The organism is Flavobacterium sp. ZB4R12 (assembly GCF_048276375.1).
Classification (GTDB): Bacteria; Bacteroidota; Bacteroidia; order Flavobacteriales; family Flavobacteriaceae; genus Flavobacterium; species Flavobacterium gawalongense.
The window spans coordinates 304,692-324,483 of sequence record NZ_JBLNKS010000001.1; the positions used below are offsets into that span (position 1 = coordinate 304,692).

Sequence of the window (19,792 nt, forward strand, 5' to 3'; positions counted from 1 at the left end):
GATTGTAAAAGAGATATAAATCAGTAATCTTTCAAAGTACATCTCTAAAAAAACATTAATTCTTTTCAAAAACCTGAAACAATGTTTTCCAGTCTAATGCCGTATCTAATCGTGGCAGACCTTTATATAAGTCAATTTCTTCGAGGTTTTCTATTCTAAAATCGTTTTGCTCTGCATAAGGAACCAATCCTTCTTTTTTTAATTTTTTTGCCAGATATTCCTGTTCATATTGACCGGGAGTAGGAATGAAAAAAGCCTTCTTGTTCAGTTTTGCCAAGTCCATAATGGTGGTATATCCGGACCTGCACAATACTTTATCACTTCCGTTAAAAGTTTGTTCGAGTTGGCGCGTATTCATAAAGTTATAATACGTGACATTATTAATTTGCTCCTTTATCTGGTCTTTTTCTATAATACCTTTTATAAAAACAACCTTCCCATTATATTTTAAGATTTCAGTCCTTAATTTATCTTCAAGCAAACCTCGTTGAGGTTCAGGTCCTGATAAAATAATCATCAAATCGTATTGTTTTGGAGTCTCACGTTTTTGCATTCGGCTTAATGGCCCAATGTATCTAGTTTCAAAATCTGCCTTTTTTATATGTCCTAATTTACCGGTCAAATTTGGGGTTTCTTCTAAATCCGGAATCCAGCATTCTTTGTATTTTTTTATAATATGCTGATGGAGCATACTGGTAATCCAGGTTGTATTCCCGGTCATCACATTCAATTGATGTGTCATAAATACCGAAGGCACTTTTTGGCTAAATACCCCAAGCCTGTTATCAGATATCACACCGTCAATGGAATATTTTTTAATCCATTTCTTTACTAATTTTTTTTCATTCCAAACGGCTTCAATCATTTTTGGACAATTCTTCAATAATTTCCATTTAAAATTTTTACCATTTTTGGAATATTCTATTTCGTATGAAGGTAATTCCAGTGTTTGTAAATAAGGAAATTCTTTTCGCAGTAATTCCAGTGCAATGCCATCTGAAGCGATTATTGGGATGTAATCATTTTCTTGTAAAGCCTTAATAATAGGGATGCAGCGGGTAGCGTGTCCCAGACCCCAATTCAATGGAGCAATCAAAATAGTCTTGTTGTTAGCATTCAAATCCATTTGGCAATATATATGTTCGTTATTTAAATTTGAAAGTTACTCAATGAAGTGGTTTTTTATATTTCTAAGGCATTACCAAAGTATTAATTTATTCCGGTAAATGTACTTTGCTATTTCTGTTTTTTGTCTAGTTCTAAAAAAACGATACGTCATAAAATAATATCAAATAGTAAATTAAAAATAAGCTCTCAATTGTACATTTCCTGTATGAATGGCTTGGCTGGATTTACTTTTTCGGCCTTGATAATTTAAGTTTATGTCCAGAAATTGGGTCAGATTTTTTTGTAACAGTAATCTCCAAGTCAAGTTTTGGTCTGTTTGTAATCCTTCGAGCATTTGAAATCCTACGGAAGAGAATTCATTTCCCGTGAACTTATTCTGATAAAAGGAAACCTCTCCATTGATGGTTATTTTTTTATCACCCGCGTAAGAAAAGGAAGTCCCTAATCGGTTTTGAAGTAGCCTTTCCAAGCTTCCAATTTGATTTTCCTTATTTTGTAATTCATAGAATAAATCCCAACTGGTATTTTTTGAAAAAAGGTAACTGATTTTTGGAGCCAATAAATAGCCATCAATAGCGTAGTTTTTTTCAGGATAATTTTCGGATTTTATGGTCGTCTGTATTGTTTTGGCAAAAAAGCCAAACAGCCAACTTTTCTTGCATAAATGAGCATATTGTAATTGATGGGAATCGTTTGCGGCTTCTTGAGATCCTATGGATAGCAAGTTTTTTGTTTTGCAAATAGGAATACGTAATGGAATGGTTTTGTTTTCCTCGGTTATAAAACAAACTATTTCTGAAGCTGGAATTCAATCCCAACACATTTTCCTTATTGGATTTAAAAGGATTTAATTCGAAATTATCGCCTTCACTTTTTATTTTTCGATCAATTATAAATGAAGTTTGGTTATAGAAATAAGAAAGCAGTTTTTTTATTCCAAGTTCATTTTGCCATTGATTTGGATTTATAGTTACGGATTGGGAGAACTTATTTTGATGTGTTTTTATATAAATTCGATTCGGTAAAAATATCCGAATGTATTTAGCTTGGTCAATAAATGGTGCAACTTCAAACTCTTGTATTTCCTGAATTTCATTAGCATTGTAATCATTCCAGGTATAAACTCCTTGTCCTGCCGGAACTTCAAGATAGGTGAATTCCTGCTGTGGAATACTTCCTGAATTGGTTTCATAAACTGTTGTACTTTTTTGAATCAATTGATTGAAAAAACGGTCAGAATAAACTATTCTGGAATTTAATGAAGGCTCCTTTTTCTTTGTTACATCAGGAAAATCAAGGACTCTATAATTCATAGAAGCTGTTAAATCACTTTTTTTTGTTTGAATCAATTTCGATTTTAAAAAATAAGTTTGGGATGCATTTACGCATTGTATCAATCCATTTTGCAAGCTGTCATTTTTTCGTCTCAAATACCCCAATTCTACAAAAACTTTGGTGCTGTCGCCTCGTCCCGCAAAAAAACCATGTTCAGTAAATCTTTGGCTTAAAGCCGAAAATTGATTTGTAGCTTTAATTTTTTCCTGATTATTTTCCAATCGTAGGCCAGTGCCAACCCAGTTCTTACTAAAATGAAAACGGGTTTGGGTTTGATTTCTATAAAATTTAGAAGACGATTCGATTCCATCGCTTTTTAAGAAACTTCCATGGTTTTGAATTGTCCAATTTTTCAGGTGAAATTCCCCGTCAATACTATGTCTGTTACCAGAAAAACTTTCTGAGAAATCCAGTTTTTCAAATTGATAGTTTAGCAGTCCTTTGTTCTGGGGATTTTCTTTTGGATTTAATTCGAAATGCAATCCTGAAACTAACAAACTTTGATTTCCGATGGCAGTAATTCCTAAATTCCAATCTCGGTCAAATTCAATGCTGTAAAGACGTTCTACAGATTTGAAATTTTTTTGGATAAATTGATAACTGGCAAAAGCGTCAACATTCCATTTTTTTTGAAAATAAGCGTTGCTTTGCATTTATTTTGGCTGCTAAGCCACGGTTATCAGAATCATCTGTTGAGGAGAAAAGATTTTTATCATTGTTACTGATTCCTATTTCATAACCAAAGACTGTTTTTTCTGTTGGTTTATATTTTCCTAAAAATGTTGCCACTTGAATTTTCGTTGGAGAAACTAATTGTATTATAGGCTCATAATTTCCTTGCGGAATAGCATTAATTGGTTGGATGTATTCATAAATTCGACCATTGGCTGATGAGTTTTTCAAGATATAATTTCCCTTATTTGCCCCCACAAAAGTAAATCGAACATTGAAGAGTTCGTCTTCGGGATTGTTCGAATATTCGAAAACTTCAATAGAATTAATTGTTGTTTTTTGGTACAATACTTTATTATCCGAATACGCATCTGCATAAGCGGAAGGCGCCGTCATCAAATCCGGATTGTCACCGGCATTCACTAAAATCTGGGCTTGTTCTTGAGAAAGATTTTGTTGTAAAGGTTGGGTTTTTAAATCACTTTCGGAGTATAAATAACTGCCAAAACTCCATTTCTCGTTTTCGTGCGAAGCTCCGGCATAGGTTGCAAATCGAGAGTAATTCCTATCCGAATATTGGTATTCTATAGCGATTCGCATTTCGGAAGTAATAGTGAAAAGTGGCGTAAATACTATTTCTCCGGCATTATAATCAATGGTATAATCATTATTTTCTCCTCGTTTCAATAAAATGCCGTTTACATAAACCCGTTCTGAACCTGAAATAACGAGAACATATAATTCACCATTTTGACCTTTTAATTTATACGGTCCCTGATTGCCTTCCTGACCCACAAAATTACTTTTGGCATATTGTCCTTTCACTAAAGCTACCGATGCAAAAATAGTGGTTTTACTGTCTTCGGTTCCAAAATCGAAATTAGTGGCAAGTCCCTGTACTTTTTTATTGAAATTAAGAAATTGCGTTTTTTTGTTTTCAAGAAAGATATCACCGGCTCTAATGTTCCATTTATCACTAAAAAGTTCCATGAAAATATTGTCAAACTGATCTAGTTTTTGGGAATAGCCGCCATCTTGTAACGGAATATTGCTGTCTTGTAATGAAGCCCTCAGACTTACTTTTTCGGATAATTTTCCGGTTATTTGTAAATCCAGATTCGAATTTAAAACCGTATTTTGATTGTTGCCAATAGTTACTCCACGCATGATACTTCCGGAAGTGTTTAATCCGTCAAAAGGGATGTTCTTTTTGCTGGGATTTGTTTCGATTTTATATAATTTTCCTGAAGTGGCTTCGTTACTTACTACTCGGCTCGAATCGTAAATGCGATATTCTTTGGTTAGAATTTCAGGAAGTTTGAGATAATGAACCGTTATGGATCTGAATATGGAGCGAAATTTTCATTGAAAATTAAGAGTGCTTTTTGGAAATCTATTTTATAAAAAACAGAATCAATAGATTTTTCATTGGCGTCAAGCACTTTGAAGTAATTGGAATTGAGACTTTTATTTTCAAGATGAATAGTATCGCGGGTAGCTGGGATTTTTTTGGTTTTGTATAACGAATTAGTTTCCTGGGCTTGTAGTCCGGAAAAACACATCATTAGAACCAAAAACACTACTTTTTTCAACATAGATAGTATAACGTCTATGCATCAAAAGTAGTGTATTCTGTAAAACAATAAGTACAAGTCGAAACTTTAGATAGAAAAGAATTTCTAACTTTCTTTCGTTATAATTTGCATCGTTTCGCGGCTGACTTGTTTTAATAAAACAACTTTGTTTTCTTCGACAGTTTGTGCCGCTTTATCGTTGAAATGTCTAATGGTGTATAAAGTAACATTTTCATCAAAATCAACTTTAAACTTTTTGGACAGAATGGCGTTCAAAGCTTTAAAATTTTCAAATTTATCTTCCACGCATACTGAAAAACTAATGGCTGAATTTTGAATTAGATTCACTTTTATTTTGAATTGGTGAAACAAAGCAAAAATTTCGCTGATGTGTTCTTCCATAATAAAGGAAAAATCTATTGACGAAAGCGAAATTAAAAGTTGGTTTCTTTTGACAATAAAACAAGGTAAATAAGGCTCTAAATCGGCACCTTTGGCAACGCGGGTTCCTGGTAATAATGGATTTATAAAGGATTTTACAAACAAAGGAATTTCCTTTTTTTGTAAAGGTTGTAAGGTTTTCGGGTGAATAACTGTTGCGCCGTAAAAGGCCAATTCAATCGCTTCACGGTACGAAATTTGGTTTAGCAAACTTGCATTTTCAAAATACCTGGGGTCAGCATTCATAACTCCAGGAACATCTTTCCAGATGGTTACACTTTCCGCATTCAGGCAATAGGCAAAAATTGCAGCAGTATAATCTGAACCTTCACGACCTAAAGTAGTAGTAAAGTTATTTTCGTCAGAACCCAAGAAACCTTGAGTAATATTTAATATTTTTCTTTTTACGTTTTTGGCAATATTCTTTTGTGTCAATTCCCAATCCACTTCTGCATCTCTGTAATTTGCATCGGTTTTTATAAAATTTCGCACATCTAGCCACTGTGTTTTTATTCCCATAAAGCTCATAAAATGGCTCAGGATAGTGGTAGAAATTAATTCGCCATAACTAACGATTTGATCGTAAACGAAATTATAATTTGGAGATTTATTATGAGCCAAAAAATATTCTAAGTCAGAAAATTGAGCATTTACAGCAGTAAAAACCTCGTTTTTCTCTTCTTCAAACAAATCCATCAGAATCTGATTGTGGTATTTTTTTACTTCCTGAACAGATGAATTTAATTCAGGCGACTTATCGAAATAGTTTTTTATTACTATTTCAAGAGCATTCGTGGTTTTCCCCATTGCAGAAACGACCAATAATACATCCTCATAACCTACTTTTTGTAAAACGTCATATACGTTTTTTATTCCTGCTGCATCTTTTACAGAAGCACCACCAAATTTGAATACTCTCATACTTTTTTAAACAAAAAAATTTGTAATTCTATTTCAATCTATTATCTACAAAATAGTTAATTCCTGCTTCGTCCATTTGTGCCACATACCAATCTTTTAACACTTTTGCTCCTGATTTTTCATAAAATTCTATAGCAGGAGTGTTCCAGTCAAGAACATGCCAGTCAATTCTTCGAACATTGTCTTTCTTGCCTTGTTTGATGATTTCAGAATACAAAGCATAGCCCAATCCGGTACCTCTCATCTTGTCTTTTACCACTAAATCTTCTAAATGAATTATTTTTCCTTTCCAAGTAGAATAACGATAATAATACAAAGCAATACCCACAATTTCCGATTCCACTTCGGCAACAAAAACATGGAATAAAGGAGTTGGGCCAAAACCATCACGCACTAAATCAGCTACCGTTACAAGAACGGCGTCAGGCTCTTTTTCAAAGTCTGCTAATTCTTGTATAAGTACTAGAACTGCTTGCATGTCTTCGGGATTTCCTTTTCTGATATTCATACGTAGTTTGTGTTTATTTTTTTTTGAATATGGAATTCGCATATCTTTATTGGTGTTTGCATCAAACTCCCGTAATGCTCATTTCATAAATTCTTATTTTAAATGTTGAATTGCTCAAAATAAAGCATTTTACATTCATTATTCAACTATTTTATAAGCAAATATACAATACTGCCAAACTAAGTAAATATTATTCAATTCATTTTCACAAAAAATCCGATATTTGTGACTTCAAATTAACTACAACGATTTCGTAATGGAAGAACGCAACACAACACTAGGTGAATTTATCATCGAAAACCAAAATGCTTTTCAATATTCATCAGGCGAATTATCCCGGATTATCAATTCAATTCGGCTGGCTGCAAAAGTGGTCAATTACAAAGTAAACAAAGCTGGACTGGTAGATATAATTGGTGCCGCCGGGGAACAAAATATACAAGGGGAAGACCAGCAAAAACTGGATGTATATGCCAATGATATTTTTATTCAAACTTTAATCAATCGTGAAATTGTATGTGGAATCGCTTCCGAAGAAAATGATGACTTTATTACAGTGGAAGGAAGTGATAAAAGCCACAACAATAAATATGTAGTTTTGATGGATCCTCTTGATGGCTCGTCAAATATTGATGTAAATGTTTCGGTAGGAACAATATTTTCAGTGTACAGACGCGTTACTCCAATTGGTACTCCGGTTACAATCGAAGATTTTTTACAGCCTGGAATCAATCAAGTTGCAGCAGGTTATGTGATTTATGGTACGTCAACAATGCTGGTTTATACTACAGGTCATGGCGTAAATGGATTTACATTAAATCCGGCAATTGGAACCTTTTATTTATCACATCCAAACATGCAGTTTTCCAAAGATGGAAATATTTATTCCATTAATGAAGGAAATTATGTTCATTTTCCGCAAGGTGTAAAAGATTATATTAAATATTGTCAGCTAGAAGAAGGGGATAGACCTTATACCTCACGGTATATAGGAAGTTTGGTTTCTGACATTCATAGAAATATGATAAAAGGCGGAATTTATATTTATCCGACAAGTTCCAAAGCTCCAAAAGGAAAATTACGTTTGTTATATGAATGCAATCCTATGGCGTTTATTGTAGAACAGGCAGGAGGTAAAGCATCTGATGGTTTTGCAAGTATAATGGAAATTGTGCCTACGGAATTACATCAACGTGTTCCTTTTTTCTGTGGAAGCTATAATATGGTAGAGAAAGCGGAAGATTTTATGCACAAAGCTAAATTAAGCAAGTACTAAAAGTAAGTATAAAAAAAGCTTCCGCCACGGCGGAAGCTTTTTTATGATTTTTATTTATGCATGTTTTGCATTTCGAAAATGAAAGTATCTAAGTCTACTTTTTTATCTACCAATGATAACGCTTTGGCTACGATATAATTTACGTTTTCAGGAGTAAAACCTAATGCTAAACCAATTTTTCTTAATAATAACTCTTGTTTGTCTCCTAACTGATGATCAACATGAACCATTCTGGCTAAATCATACAAACGCTCCAATCTTTGCTCATGTAAATACGGAGGATTGATAGGGTATTTTAATGGGTTTTCTAAAATTTCTACATATTCTGCTTGAGAAATTTCTAGTTTAACGGCCAGTTTGTCCAAAAACATTTTTTCTTCCGGAACAAACTTCTCGTCGGCAAGTGCTACACGAACTATGGCTGAAAAATGACCTTTATTTCTTTGTTTGAATTCGCTATCAAATAAATCTGAAAATGACATAATTATTAATTTTTTATCTTACAAAGATAAGTCTATTTTTAAATTATTAATTTTTTATTTTAAATTTTGTTCGTGAATTAGGGCGTTTTTAAATCATTTTTTAAGTAATGATTTATATTTTCAAATCAATCGTTTTCAAAATTAATCGTAAGTTTACAGCCCCAATATCAATTTAATAAATTACCTATGTCAGAATTTTGGATTTACTTTCAAATAGGATTAAAACACGTTTTGGATATTCATGCGTATGACCACGTTTTGTTTTTAATAGCATTAGCCGTTCCTTTCTCTTTCAAGGATTGGAAACGAATAGTGCTGCTGGTAACCCTTTTTACAATAGGACATACAATGGCTTTATTGCTTTCCGTTTTTGACATAATTGCCATTAAAGTAAATGTGGTTGAGTTGTTAATTCCGATAACGATATTAATAACGGCGCTGTTCAATCTTTTTACAGCTGGAAAATCAGGTAAAAAAGAAAGTATAAATTTGGTATTCTTTATTACACTTTTCTTTGGGATTATTCATGGTTTGGGTTTTTCAAACTATTTTAAGTCAATTTTGGGAGGAAGCGCAACTTCTAAATTATTGCCTTTGGGAGAATTTGCATTAGGTATAGAAGCTGCTCAAATTGTTGTGGTTTTCGTTGTGTTGGTTTTATCTTACATTGTTCAAACTGTTTTTAGGTTTTCAAAACGGGATTGGACTTTGGTGATGTCAGCATTTATAATAGGAGTAGTTTTGCCAATGATTATTGAAAGTGAAATCTGGATTAGATAAAAAAATGAATACAAAAAAATTAAATAAATACGATAAAGCGTATCTTAGAATTGCAACTGAATGGGGACTTTTGTCTTATTGTAAAAGAAAGCAAGTGGGGGCCATCATAGTAAGAGATAGAATGATAATTTCTGATGGGTATAACGGAACACCATCGGGATTTGAAAATTGTTGTGAAGACGAGGAAGGTTTAACGCGTTGGGATGTATTGCACGCAGAAGCCAATGCAATCCTAAAAGTAGCACGATCCACGCAATCTTGTGAGGGTGCGACGTTATACATTACGCTTTCGCCTTGCAAAGAATGTAGTAAATTAATCCATCAATCTGGGATAAAAAGAGTGGTATATCACAATGGGTACCGCGATGATTCCGGAATTCAGTTTTTGATAAAAGCGGGAGTTGAAGTAGAGCATATTCCGGTATTAGAAGAATAAAATGAAATTGGCTATGTTCTATAGTTTAAAGCTTTTTTAAACTTATATTTTTTTAAAGGTCTAATTTCGTAAAAGCATATTAAACTTGGTTAACCATATAAGAAATATAAGGACAGATAATACCAATCATTGACAATTCAACTTAGATGATCTTATATTCCTCATAGGGTTTAAATTTTATTTTTTGTTGTTAATATTAGAAGAATAAAATGAAAATCGATAATAAATACTTGCCTATACTTATTAGTGTAGCTCTTGCTATAGGAATTGTTCTTGGGGGGGTATTAAATACTCCAAATCAAAATCATTTTTTCACTAAAAATAGTTCGAAAAATAAGCTGAATGAGCTCATTGATTTTATTGATAACGAATATGTAGATGATGTGAATACGGATTCTATTGTAAATCTTACTGTTGACAATATTCTGGCCAAATTAGATCCGCATTCTGTATATGTTCCTCCGAGTGAGCAAACCGAAGTTGTTGAAAGTATGAGGGGAGATTTTGTGGGTATAGGCGTAAATTTCTATATGTATAAGGATTCAGTTGCCATAATAAAACCTGTCGAAAATGGCCCTTCGGCAAAAGCAGGAATAAAAGCGGGTGATAGGATTTTGTATGCCGATAAAACCAAATTGTTTGGACGAAAATTACCGAATGACAGTCTGTTTTCCAAACTAAAAGGTACAGTGGGCTCCGAAATTGAGCTTACAATTTATAGAAAATCAGAGCGTAAAAAAATTAAATTAACAGTAAAGCGAGATGTTATTCCTTTAAAAAGTGTAGATGTGTCCATGCTTTTGAAAAATAATACCGGTTATATAAAAATAAATCGATTTGCCGAAACCACTTATGGCGAGTTTAAAAAGGGATTGGCGACTTTGAAAAAACAAGGGGCACAATCATTAATTATTGACCTTCGCGATAATGGCGGCGGTTATATGGAGGAAGCTATCGCAATTGCTGATGAATTATTGAAAGACAGTCAATTAATTGTTTTTACTAAAAACAAAAAAGGGAATGTAGATAAAACTTTTGCAACGGAAAGAGGAAGTTTCGAAAGCGGAAATGTGTTTGTGTTAATTAATGAAAATAGTGCGTCAGCAAGCGAGATCCTTGCGGGAGCGATACAAGATAATGACAGGGGAACGATCGTAGGACGACGTTCTTTTGGAAAAGGATTGGTGCAACGCGAAATGGATTTTGATGATGGTTCAGCCGTTCGATTGACAATTGCCAGATATTACACGCCAACCGGCCGCTCCATTCAAAAACCATATTCTAAAGGAAATGAAGCGTACTTTAAAGAATCGAATACTCGTTTTGAAAACGGGGAATTGTTTGAAAAGGATAGTATAAAGGTTTCCGACAGTTTAAAATTTAAAACCAAAAAAGGTAAAATTGTTTATGGCGGCGGCGGAATTGTTCCTGATGTTTTTGTGCCACTTGAAGTAGAGCATGGAAATGAAAGTACCGCTTATTTAATGCAATCGGGAATCGTAGGCCATTTTGTATTCGAAGAATTAGACAAAAATAGAAATGTTTTTAAAGGATTGTCTTTTCAACAATTCATGACTAAAATGGATGGAACGGATTTGTATTTTAATTCTTTTCAAAAGTATATTTTCCAAAACGGATTGGATTTGAAATTCGGAAAAAGCAAGTCATTAGTAAAACGATACCTTGCCGCAGAATTTGCCCGACAGGTATATGGGGAAAAATATTATTATGAAATTGTTCTGAAAGAAGATGCGATGATTAAAGCGGTTTTCAAGAATTAAAATGAATAAAAGAGTAACTGTTTTAAAGGACAGAATCTAATTTTCACTGTCCCAATCTTTCCTATAGCGAATGAGTTCTTTGTCTATCATGTTTTTAGAAGTATTTAATAAATAGGTTGCATCTTCAGAATAAATAGGCAAAAAAAAAGTTATTTTAATCTCGGTGGTAAGTTTTCCAAAACATTTTAAAAAATGCGGAATAAAAGTGTCGTTTCCGATGAAGGCATCCGTTTTTTCTTTATAATCGATCGCTATAGGAATAACTGCTGATTTTATCTTAGTGGCCATGACAAATGAACCGTAATTGAAATCGACAGTCGTTGGTAAATCATGTGTTGTTCCTTCAGGAAAATTAATGATAGAATATCCTTTGCTAAGAACTTCTCGAATTTTTTCAGCAGTTTCTTGTCTGCTTTTTGAGCACTTTCTGTCTACAAATAACACACCCGATATTTTACAGATGTATCCAATAAGTGGCCATGATGCAACCTCTTTCTTTCCTACAGGAAAGGCATGGATTAGATTTACAATAACGATTGGGTCAAAATATGACCGATGATTGGCTACAATTAGCCCCTGTACAATGGGTTTTTCGCCATAGACAATTGTGCGTATCCCTAAAATGATATTAGATACTCTTATTAAAAAATCGCGCAATACGAGCGCTTTGTTGGAATTAGTTTCTTCACTCCAAAAGAAACTCATGAAATAGAAAATAATCGAGAAAAAGGAAACAAATACTATAAAAATGATGAGTCTTGTGAAGCTCAATAATAGTGATAACATAAAAATAATTTAATGAAAGTGTAAACCTACCATTATTTTTCTAGAGATTTTTCAGAATGAAATTCTATTTATCTTATACTATCGTGACAATGCGTTTGTACGCCACCATTCCATAAAGTAAGAATGTCGGTAGCAACGGCAGCACCACTTCCGGCAGCAATGGCCAGTTGGCTTCTCCAGCCTGCTAAAGTTCCTATGACATAAATCCCATCGGCAACTTTGTGGTCACTATTTTTTAATTGGATTCGTTGTTTTTCAGGTAGCGATTTTTGATGCGGTTCTACGTATTGTATTAATCCATCTATTGCAAAAGTATTTGCGGATCCAATGCCTATGACGATGATTTTAGTTTTATAGGTTTTCCTATTTGTCGTAACCATAAATTCAGGGAATTCCCCTTTAATTTTCAGCACTTTTTCATCCGGAATTTGTGTAATGTGAGCATAGGTTTGGGAAAGATGTTGGACGCTTTCAGTCAATAATTCGGAACCTAATTTGCCTGCTGCTATTCCGTAAGCATTATTAAACAATGCTTCCTGAAGAGCAGATGTCTTTTGATGAGTAAAAATGCCAATTTTTTTATCAGTGGCAAAGGATTTGTTTTTTGCTGAACCCAAAACAAGGGCGCAAGACATTCCGGAAACACCACCGCCAAAAATCAGAGTGTCAAACATGTTAAAGTTTGTCATTCGAGTTTTCTTCAATTTTTTTAGACATTCTAAAAATTAGAAGAATCAAAACAGCGCAAAAAGAAGCTGCAATTCCAATAAAAGCAACAACACTGTCTCCTTGAAATGGATTTCTGAAATCAAGCAAAGTAACATTAAATATGATTAAAGCTAAGGCTAAAAACACTAATATGTTAGTAAAGATTTTCATGATATGTTTTTGTTTTTAATATAAAATAGATGGTTAGGAATATTTCTTTTGGAAATTTAAGTCCAAATAAAATCAAATTATTTTACATTTATTACGTTATGGGGTAAATTTATGAAAATTTATTTTAGACAAACAAACCTTTAACATTAGCGGCGAATAATTTAACAGCAATTGCAAGAAGTACCACTCCAAAAGTCTTGCGAATGACTCCAAGACCATTTTCTCCTAATATTTTTTCGATTTTGGAGGATGATTTCAAAACAATATATACCAGAATAATATTCAAAATTATCGCAAGTACTATATTTACAGTATGAAATTGGGAACGCAAGGATAGTAAAGTTGTCATAGTTCCTGCTCCGGCAATTAAAGGAAAAGCAAGAGGGACTATTGAGGCGGAACTTGCTTCTTCGTCACGATAAATACGAATTCCTAAAATCATTTCTAATGCTAAAAAGAATAATACAAACGAACCTGCAACGGCAAAAGAATTCACATCAATCCCAATTAAATTCAATAATTCTTCTCCCACAAAAAGAAAAACAATCATAATTATACCGGCTACTATTGATGCCTTTTCAGATTCTATATGTCCGTGTTTTGATCTTAAATCAACAATAATAGGAATGGTTCCCACGATGTCAATTACGGCAAAAAGTACCATTCCAACCGTAATTATTTCTCTAAAATCGATTTCAAACATAATTTTTTTGTTTGCAAAGTTAAACTTTTCGATAGATTTTTGATTAAAATCGAATTTTATTACAATACGTTTGAGCCTTTTTTTATGGATTACTATTTGATTGCTTTTTTGATATTTTAGATTGTATACGGCTTACTATTAGTTTGTTAATGACTTTAAAAAGTCAATTGATAAGTTGGTTTGCAAAGAAAGTTAAAGTTGGTTTTTATCTAAAAATATACAATTTACTTTGACTACCTTTGCGCTTTATAATCACAGTACCCCAAAATAATGTTTCAATTAGGAAAAACCATCGTTTCAGAAGACATACTCGAAAAAGATTTTGTTTGCAATTTATCAGCCTGTAAAGGGGCTTGTTGTGTAGATGGTGACGCAGGAGCTCCGTTGAGCGTTGAGGAAACGAAGATATTAGAAGAAATTTATCCTAAGGTAAAACCGTTTCTTCGTAAACAAGGAATTGCGGCTATTGAAGCGCAAGGAACTTGGGTAAAAGGAACTGATGGTGATCTTGAAACACCACTGATTGACAATAAAGATTGTGCTTATGTGATTTTTGACGGTAAAACAGCACTTTGCGGTATCGAACAAGCGTACAATCAAGGAATAATTGATTGGAAAAAACCAGTTTCTTGTCATTTATATCCTATCCGTGTGAAAGATTTTACAGAGTTTGCCGCTGTCAATTATGACAAGTGGGATATTTGTGATGCGGCCTGTTCTTTAGGTCAGGAACTTGAAGTTCCTGTTTACAAATTTGTTAAAGAAGCATTGATTAGAAAGTTTGGAGAAGACTGGTATGCAGAGCTTGAAAAAGTGGCTCTGGACATGAAAAAATAAATCCAAAAAAAAATTAAATTTTTCTTGTTTCCTGTTTTTAAAATCCTATATTTTACGGTGCTTTACGCTCTTTTTTAAATTTTAAATTACTGATATACAGTTTTTTATGGTTTGTATGAAAAGTGTCCTGATTTTTTCCATTTGTTAAAAACTAGGTCCGATTGTGAATAAGTTTGGCTTTTAATTTCGGCAATATTTCACAATCTTTGTAATCCACGGAATGCATAAAATTTCGTTAAAATCTCAAAAAAATAAACAATTATAATGGCGCAAGTTGAACCAATTTTACAAGAAAATAAAAATCGTTTCGTAATTTTTCCTATCAAACACCATGATATTTGGGAATGGTACAAGAAAATGGAAGCCAGTTTCTGGACTGCTGAAGAAATCGATTTGTCGCAAGATTTAAACGACTGGAATAATAAACTTTCTGATGAGGAGCGTTATTTTGTAAAACATATTCTTGCTTTTTTTGCTGCTTCTGACGGAATTGTAAACGAGAATCTTGCTGAAAATTTTGTGAACGAAGTGCAATATGCTGAAGCGAAATTCTTTTATGGTTTTCAAATCATGATGGAAAACATTCACAGTGAAACGTATTCGTTATTGATTGATACCTATGTAAAAGATGAAGCGGAGAAAGATGAATTATTCAATGCTTTAGAGGTTTTTCCGGCGATTAAGAAAAAAGCGGACTGGGCTTTGAAATGGATCGAATCGGATTCGTTTGCTGAAAGATTGATAGCTTTTGCAGCTGTGGAAGGAATCTTCTTTTCGGGAGCATTTTGTTCTATTTATTGGTTGAAAAAACGTGGATTAATGCCGGGATTGACATTTTCTAACGAATTAATTTCTCGTGATGAAGGTGTTCATTGTGATTTTGCGGTGCACTTACACAACCACCATTTGGTTAATAAAGTGCCAAAAGAAAGAATCAGAAGTATTATTGTAGATGCTTTAAATATAGAAAGAGAATTTATCACTGAGTCTCTTCCTGTGAGTTTAATAGGAATGAATGCGGTGTTAATGACACAATATTTAGAATTTGTTGCTGATAGATTATTAGTAGAATTAGGTTGCGACAGAGAATACAACACTTCAAATCCTTTTGATTTTATGGATATGATTTCGCTTCAAGGGAAAACAAATTTCTTTGAAAAGAAAGTTGCCGAATATCAAAAGTCAGGAGTAATGAATACTGATGAAGATGCTCAGAAAATTAGTTTTGACGCTGATTTTTAGAAAGTAGTTATCGCATCAACGGGTATTTTAGCCCCGATGGAAGGGAATATCCTTTCTAGTCCTGAACTTGTTTCAGGATCCTGAAACAAGTTCAGGACTAGAAAGATTGGAATGACAGCGGGATTAGCTTCCCAAAAAAATAAAACAAATACTCAAAAATGGGAAAGGGATTTTCTGTTTTTTTAAACAATTAAGCGTATGTATGTAGTTAAAAGAGATGGCCATAAAGAGCCGGTAATGTTCGACAAAATCACAGATAGAATTAAAAAACTATGTTATGGTTTGAATGATTTGGTTGATGCTGTGAAAGTGGCAATGCGAGTAATTGAAGGACTTTACGATGGTGTTTCAACATCTGAGTTGGATAATCTTGCTGCCGAAACTGCTGCGTCAATGACTATTGCGCATCCTGATTATGCTCAATTAGCAGCTCGTATTGCAATCTCAAATTTACATTCGAATACAAAAAAATCATTCTCGGAAACGATGAATGATATGTTCAATTATGTAAACCCGAGAAACGGTCAATATGCTCCGTTACTTTCTGAGGAAGTACATAAAGTAATTATGGATAATGCAGAGTTTCTAGACTCACATATTATATATAATAGAGATTTTAACTACGATTATTTTGGTTTTAAAACCTTGGAAAGATCGTATTTGCTAAAAATAAACGGTAAAATCGTGGAACGTCCGCAACACATGTTAATGCGTGTGTCTGTTGGAATTCACTTAGACGATTTGAAATCGGTAATAGAAACGTACGACTTAATGTCGAAAAAATTCTTTACGCATGCAACGCCAACATTATTTAACGCTGGAACTCCAAAACCTCAAATGTCTTCTTGTTTCCTTTTGGCGATGCAAGACGATAGTATTGACGGGATTTATGATACGTTGAAACAAACGGCAAAAATCTCCCAATCAGCAGGTGGAATTGGACTTTCTATTCACAATGTGAGAGCAACTGGTTCTTACATTCGTGGAACAAACGGAACTTCAAACGGAATTGTTCCAATGTTGCGTGTTTTCAATGATACGGCGCGTTATGTAGATCAAGGTGGAGGAAAACGTAAAGGAAGTTTTGCTATTTATATCGAAACTTGGCATGCGGATATCTTTGAATTCCTGGACTTGAAAAAGAATACCGGAAAAGAAGAAATGCGTGCAAGAGATTTATTCTTCGCGATGTGGACTTCGGATTTGTTCATGAAAAGAGTGCAGGAAGACAGCTATTGGACCTTAATGTGTCCTAATGAATGTCCGGGATTGTATGATGTGTATGGCGAAGAATTTGAAGCGATGTACATTGATTACGAGAAACGAGGAAAAGGTAGAAAAACCATCAAAGCGCATGAATTGTGGGAGAAAATCCTGGAATCGCAAATCGAAACTGGAACGCCTTACATGTTGTATAAAGATGCAGCCAACAGAAAATCAAACCAAAAAAATCTAGGTACAATTCGTTCTTCGAATTTGTGTACGGAGATTATGGAATATACATCTACAGATGAAATTGCGGTTTGTAACCTGGCTTCACTTTCGTTGCCAATGTTTGTGGAAAACAAAAAATTCAATCATGACTTGTTATTCACCGTTACCAAACGCGTAACCAGAAACTTGAATAAAGTTATAGACAGAAATTATTATCCGGTAAAAGAGGCCGAAAACTCGAATATGCGTCACAGACCAGTTGGTCTTGGAGTGCAGGGATTAGCCGATGCTTTCATTATGTTGCGTTTGCCATTTACGAGCGACGAAGCTAAAAAACTGAACCAAGAAATTTTCGAAACTTTATATTTTGCAGCCGTTACCGCTTCAATGGAAATGGCTAAAGAAGAAGGTCCTTATTCTACTTTCAAAGGTTCACCAATGTCTGAAGGAGAATTTCAGTTCAATTTATGGGGAATGAAAGATGAAGAATTATCAGGACGTTGGGATTGGGCTTCTTTGAGAAAAGAAGTGATGGAACACGGGGTGAGAAACTCATTATTAGTAGCGCCAATGCCAACTGCTTCGACTTCTCAAATTTTGGGTAACAACGAAGCATTCGAGCCATACACTTCTAATATTTACACCAGAAGAGTGCTTTCGGGAGAATTTATTGTGGTAAACAAACACTTATTACACGATTTAGTGGAGCGTGGTTTGTGGAACGAAACATTGAAACAAGAATTAATGCGTAATAACGGTTCGGTTCAAGACCTAAATATTCCGCAAGACTTGAAAGAATTGTACAAAACCGTTTGGGAAATGTCAATGAAAGACATTATTGATATGTCACGTCAACGTGGTTATTTTGTCGATCAATCTCAATCATTGAACTTATTCATGCAAAATGCCAATTATTCTAAATTGACATCGATGCATTTCTACGCTTGGCAATCGGGATTGAAAACCGGAATGTATTATTTGAGAACAAAAGCCGCGGTGGATGCGATTAAATTTACATTGAACAATGATAAAAAAGCAGAACCAATTGAAGTAGTCAAAACGCAAGCTGTTGCAATAGAAGTTGAAGCGGTAGAAATGACTTCCGAGGAATATAAAGCAATGATTGAACTGGCAAAAAATGCAGGGCCGGACGATTGTGAAATGTGTGGGTCATAAGTCATTGCGAGGAACGAAGCAATCTCATAATCAAATCCTATTGTTGATGTCAACAAAAAGGTTTTAATACAAATAGCAGTTATTGTAATGATGACTGCTTTTTTTTTGGAGCTATTTCTCGCTTTTCGTTGCAAATGAAATTCACTGAACTCCTATGAAAATAAAAGTATAGTGAAGTAATCTTTTTTCTCGTAAAAGAAACGATAAAAAAGGATTTTCACTGCAATCGGGGCTAAAATACCAAGAGCTAACAGTTTAAATTTGTAAATAATTCACTATATTTGAGATAGTTATCATTATAAGTAATCGTTTTTTATACTAACTACTATGGAAAATAAAAACTTTACAGTTACAGATGATTTATTAGCTTCCAAAGGACAGCGCTTCCTGAATTTTATTATCGATTTAGTAATCATTTATGTTATTGAAATCAGTATTGGGACCACATTAATCCTAATTGCTGATATCACTAATAGTCCGGGCTTATCGGAAAGTGTTGAATCTTTGGGGATTATTGAACAAATCTTGTTTGGAGTTATCATTCTGATTTTATACTACAGCTTTTCAGAAATTTATTTTTCCAGAACCTTTGCCAAATATTTTACAAAAACAATGGTGGTACTGAATGACGGCTCAAAACCCGATAATAGAACTGTTTTTGCGAGAACCTTTTGCCGATTAATTCCAATTGATCCTTTTACTTTTTTAGGAAGTAATCCAAGAGGTTGGCATGATACTATTTCAAGTACTTATGTTGTTAGTAAACATGAGTTTGTCGAAAAAAGAAAATTATTTTTTGAAGAAATTGGAGGTGAATTGTAACTCTAAAGCGAATGATTCAGTAGTTTTGTACGGAATATCACAGAATAAATTATGCCAAAAAAATTAAATATCCATTGCTTGCAACACGTGTCTTTTGAAGGTTTGGGTTGTATTGAAAATTGGATTCTGGACAATGGTCATTCATTGACTTATACCAAACTTTACGACAATCCCACATTTCCTGATTTAGATTCCATTGACGCATTAATTATAATGGGCGGGCCAATGAGTATCCACGATGAAGCGGAGTTTTCTTGGCTAAAAACAGAAAAGGAATTCATCAAATCGGCAATTGAACAGCATAAAAAGGCAATAGGAATTTGCTTGGGATCACAACTTATTTCGAGTGTTTTGGGAGGAAGTGTTTATCCAAATAATCAAAAAGAAATTGGTTGGTTTCCTGTTGCAGTTTTGGATACAAATACCGAAATACTTAAAGATTTTCCAAAGTCATTTCCAGTATTCCATTGGCATGGCGAAACCTTTACTATTCCTGAAAATGCGATTCAATTAATGTAATCTACAGCATGTAAAAATCAAGCTTTTTTATACCAAGACAATGTTCTGGGACTTCAGTTT

General features: G+C 33.8%; 17 protein-coding genes and 1 pseudogene. 9 read left to right on the forward strand and 9 right to left on the reverse strand.

The window, feature by feature from the left end:
* Positions 1-55: 55 nt before the first annotated feature.
* The 4 genes and pseudogenes from ACNO7W_RS01245 to ACNO7W_RS01260 all read right to left on the reverse strand — a co-directional run bounded on the left by ACNO7W_RS01245 (position 56) and on the right by ACNO7W_RS01260 (position 6,579).
* Positions 56-1,126 (reverse strand): glycosyltransferase, encoded by a 1,071-nt coding sequence (locus ACNO7W_RS01245; protein WP_143387548.1) that lies wholly within the window; start codon positions 1,124-1,126, stop codon positions 56-58.
* Positions 1,127-1,300: 174 nt separating this feature from the next.
* Positions 1,301-4,730, reverse strand: a pseudogene (locus ACNO7W_RS01250) (hypothetical protein).
* Between the two features lie 84 nt (positions 4,731-4,814).
* Positions 4,815-6,071 carry an aspartate kinase gene (locus tag ACNO7W_RS01255; RefSeq protein WP_143387546.1) on the reverse strand — a complete coding sequence of 419 codons (1,257 nt, stop codon included), beginning with the start codon at positions 6,069-6,071 and terminating at the stop codon, positions 4,815-4,817.
* Positions 6,072-6,099: 28 nt separating this feature from the next.
* Positions 6,100-6,579 carry a GNAT family N-acetyltransferase gene (locus ACNO7W_RS01260; protein ID WP_417936710.1) on the reverse strand — a complete coding sequence of 160 codons (480 nt, stop codon included), beginning with the start codon at positions 6,577-6,579 and terminating at the stop codon, positions 6,100-6,102.
* Positions 6,580-6,835: 256 nt separating this feature from the next.
* Here ACNO7W_RS01260 and fbp point away from each other — a divergent pair, with 256 nt between their 5' ends.
* A complete protein-coding gene (fbp, locus tag ACNO7W_RS01265; RefSeq protein WP_143387544.1) occupies positions 6,836-7,855 on the forward strand; it encodes a class 1 fructose-bisphosphatase in 1,020 nt (339 codons plus the stop codon).
* A 50-nt stretch (positions 7,856-7,905) separates the two neighbouring features.
* On the opposite strand, the gene ACNO7W_RS01270 is transcribed toward fbp, so the two are convergent.
* A complete protein-coding gene (locus tag ACNO7W_RS01270) occupies positions 7,906-8,337 on the reverse strand; it encodes a TerB family tellurite resistance protein (protein ID WP_143387543.1) in 432 nt (143 codons plus the stop codon).
* A gap of 186 nt (positions 8,338-8,523) precedes the next feature.
* Here ACNO7W_RS01270 and ACNO7W_RS01275 point away from each other — a divergent pair, with 186 nt between their 5' ends.
* The 3 genes from ACNO7W_RS01275 (at position 8,524) to ACNO7W_RS01285 (ending at position 11,334) form a co-directional block, all read left to right on the forward strand.
* Positions 8,524-9,117 carry a HupE/UreJ family protein gene (locus ACNO7W_RS01275; protein WP_417936711.1) on the forward strand — a complete coding sequence of 198 codons (594 nt, stop codon included), beginning with the start codon at positions 8,524-8,526 and terminating at the stop codon, positions 9,115-9,117.
* Between the two features lie 4 nt (positions 9,118-9,121).
* Positions 9,122-9,553 carry a deoxycytidylate deaminase gene (locus ACNO7W_RS01280; protein ID WP_143387541.1) on the forward strand — a complete coding sequence of 144 codons (432 nt, stop codon included), beginning with the start codon at positions 9,122-9,124 and terminating at the stop codon, positions 9,551-9,553.
* A gap of 209 nt (positions 9,554-9,762) precedes the next feature.
* The gene (locus tag ACNO7W_RS01285) at positions 9,763-11,334 is read left to right on the forward strand and encodes a S41 family peptidase (RefSeq protein ID WP_417936712.1); all 1,572 of its coding nucleotides are present in this window, start codon (positions 9,763-9,765) and stop codon (positions 11,332-11,334) included.
* 36 nt (positions 11,335-11,370) lie between these two features.
* Here ACNO7W_RS01285 and ACNO7W_RS01290 read toward each other — a convergent pair whose 3' ends face one another.
* The 4 genes from ACNO7W_RS01290 to ACNO7W_RS01305 form a co-directional block, all read right to left on the reverse strand.
* Positions 11,371-12,120: a lysophospholipid acyltransferase family protein gene (locus tag ACNO7W_RS01290; RefSeq protein ID WP_417936713.1), complete on the reverse strand. Its 750-nt coding sequence runs from the start codon at positions 12,118-12,120 to the stop codon at positions 11,371-11,373.
* Positions 12,121-12,188: 68 nt separating this feature from the next.
* Entirely contained in the window at positions 12,189-12,794 is a 606-nt protein-coding gene (locus tag ACNO7W_RS01295) for an FAD-dependent oxidoreductase (RefSeq protein ID WP_417936732.1), read from the reverse strand.
* 1 nt (position 12,795) lies between these two features.
* The gene (locus tag ACNO7W_RS01300; RefSeq protein WP_143387538.1) at positions 12,796-12,999 is read right to left on the reverse strand and encodes a hypothetical protein; all 204 of its coding nucleotides are present in this window, start codon (positions 12,997-12,999) and stop codon (positions 12,796-12,798) included.
* Positions 13,000-13,123: 124 nt separating this feature from the next.
* On the reverse strand, positions 13,124-13,702 hold the full coding sequence (locus ACNO7W_RS01305; RefSeq protein WP_143387537.1) for a MarC family protein: 579 nt from the start codon (positions 13,700-13,702) through the stop codon (positions 13,124-13,126).
* A 270-nt stretch (positions 13,703-13,972) separates the two neighbouring features.
* Here ACNO7W_RS01305 and ACNO7W_RS01310 point away from each other — a divergent pair, with 270 nt between their 5' ends.
* From ACNO7W_RS01310 to ACNO7W_RS01330, 5 genes are all read left to right on the forward strand, one after another.
* Complete coding sequence (locus ACNO7W_RS01310; protein WP_143387536.1) at positions 13,973-14,539, forward strand: DUF3109 family protein; 567 nt, start codon at positions 13,973-13,975, stop codon at positions 14,537-14,539.
* Between the two features lie 264 nt (positions 14,540-14,803).
* Positions 14,804-15,781 carry a ribonucleotide-diphosphate reductase subunit beta gene (locus ACNO7W_RS01315; protein ID WP_143387535.1) on the forward strand — a complete coding sequence of 326 codons (978 nt, stop codon included), beginning with the start codon at positions 14,804-14,806 and terminating at the stop codon, positions 15,779-15,781.
* A 198-nt stretch (positions 15,782-15,979) separates the two neighbouring features.
* Entirely contained in the window at positions 15,980-18,391 is a 2,412-nt protein-coding gene (locus ACNO7W_RS01320; RefSeq protein WP_417936714.1) for a ribonucleoside-diphosphate reductase subunit alpha, read from the forward strand.
* A 327-nt stretch (positions 18,392-18,718) separates the two neighbouring features.
* Positions 18,719-19,213, forward strand: coding sequence for an RDD family protein (locus tag ACNO7W_RS01325; protein ID WP_417936715.1), 495 nt, complete (start codon positions 18,719-18,721; stop codon positions 19,211-19,213).
* A 51-nt stretch (positions 19,214-19,264) separates the two neighbouring features.
* A complete protein-coding gene (locus tag ACNO7W_RS01330) occupies positions 19,265-19,732 on the forward strand; it encodes a type 1 glutamine amidotransferase (RefSeq protein WP_417936716.1) in 468 nt (155 codons plus the stop codon).
* The last annotated feature ends 60 nt before the right edge of the window (positions 19,733-19,792 follow it).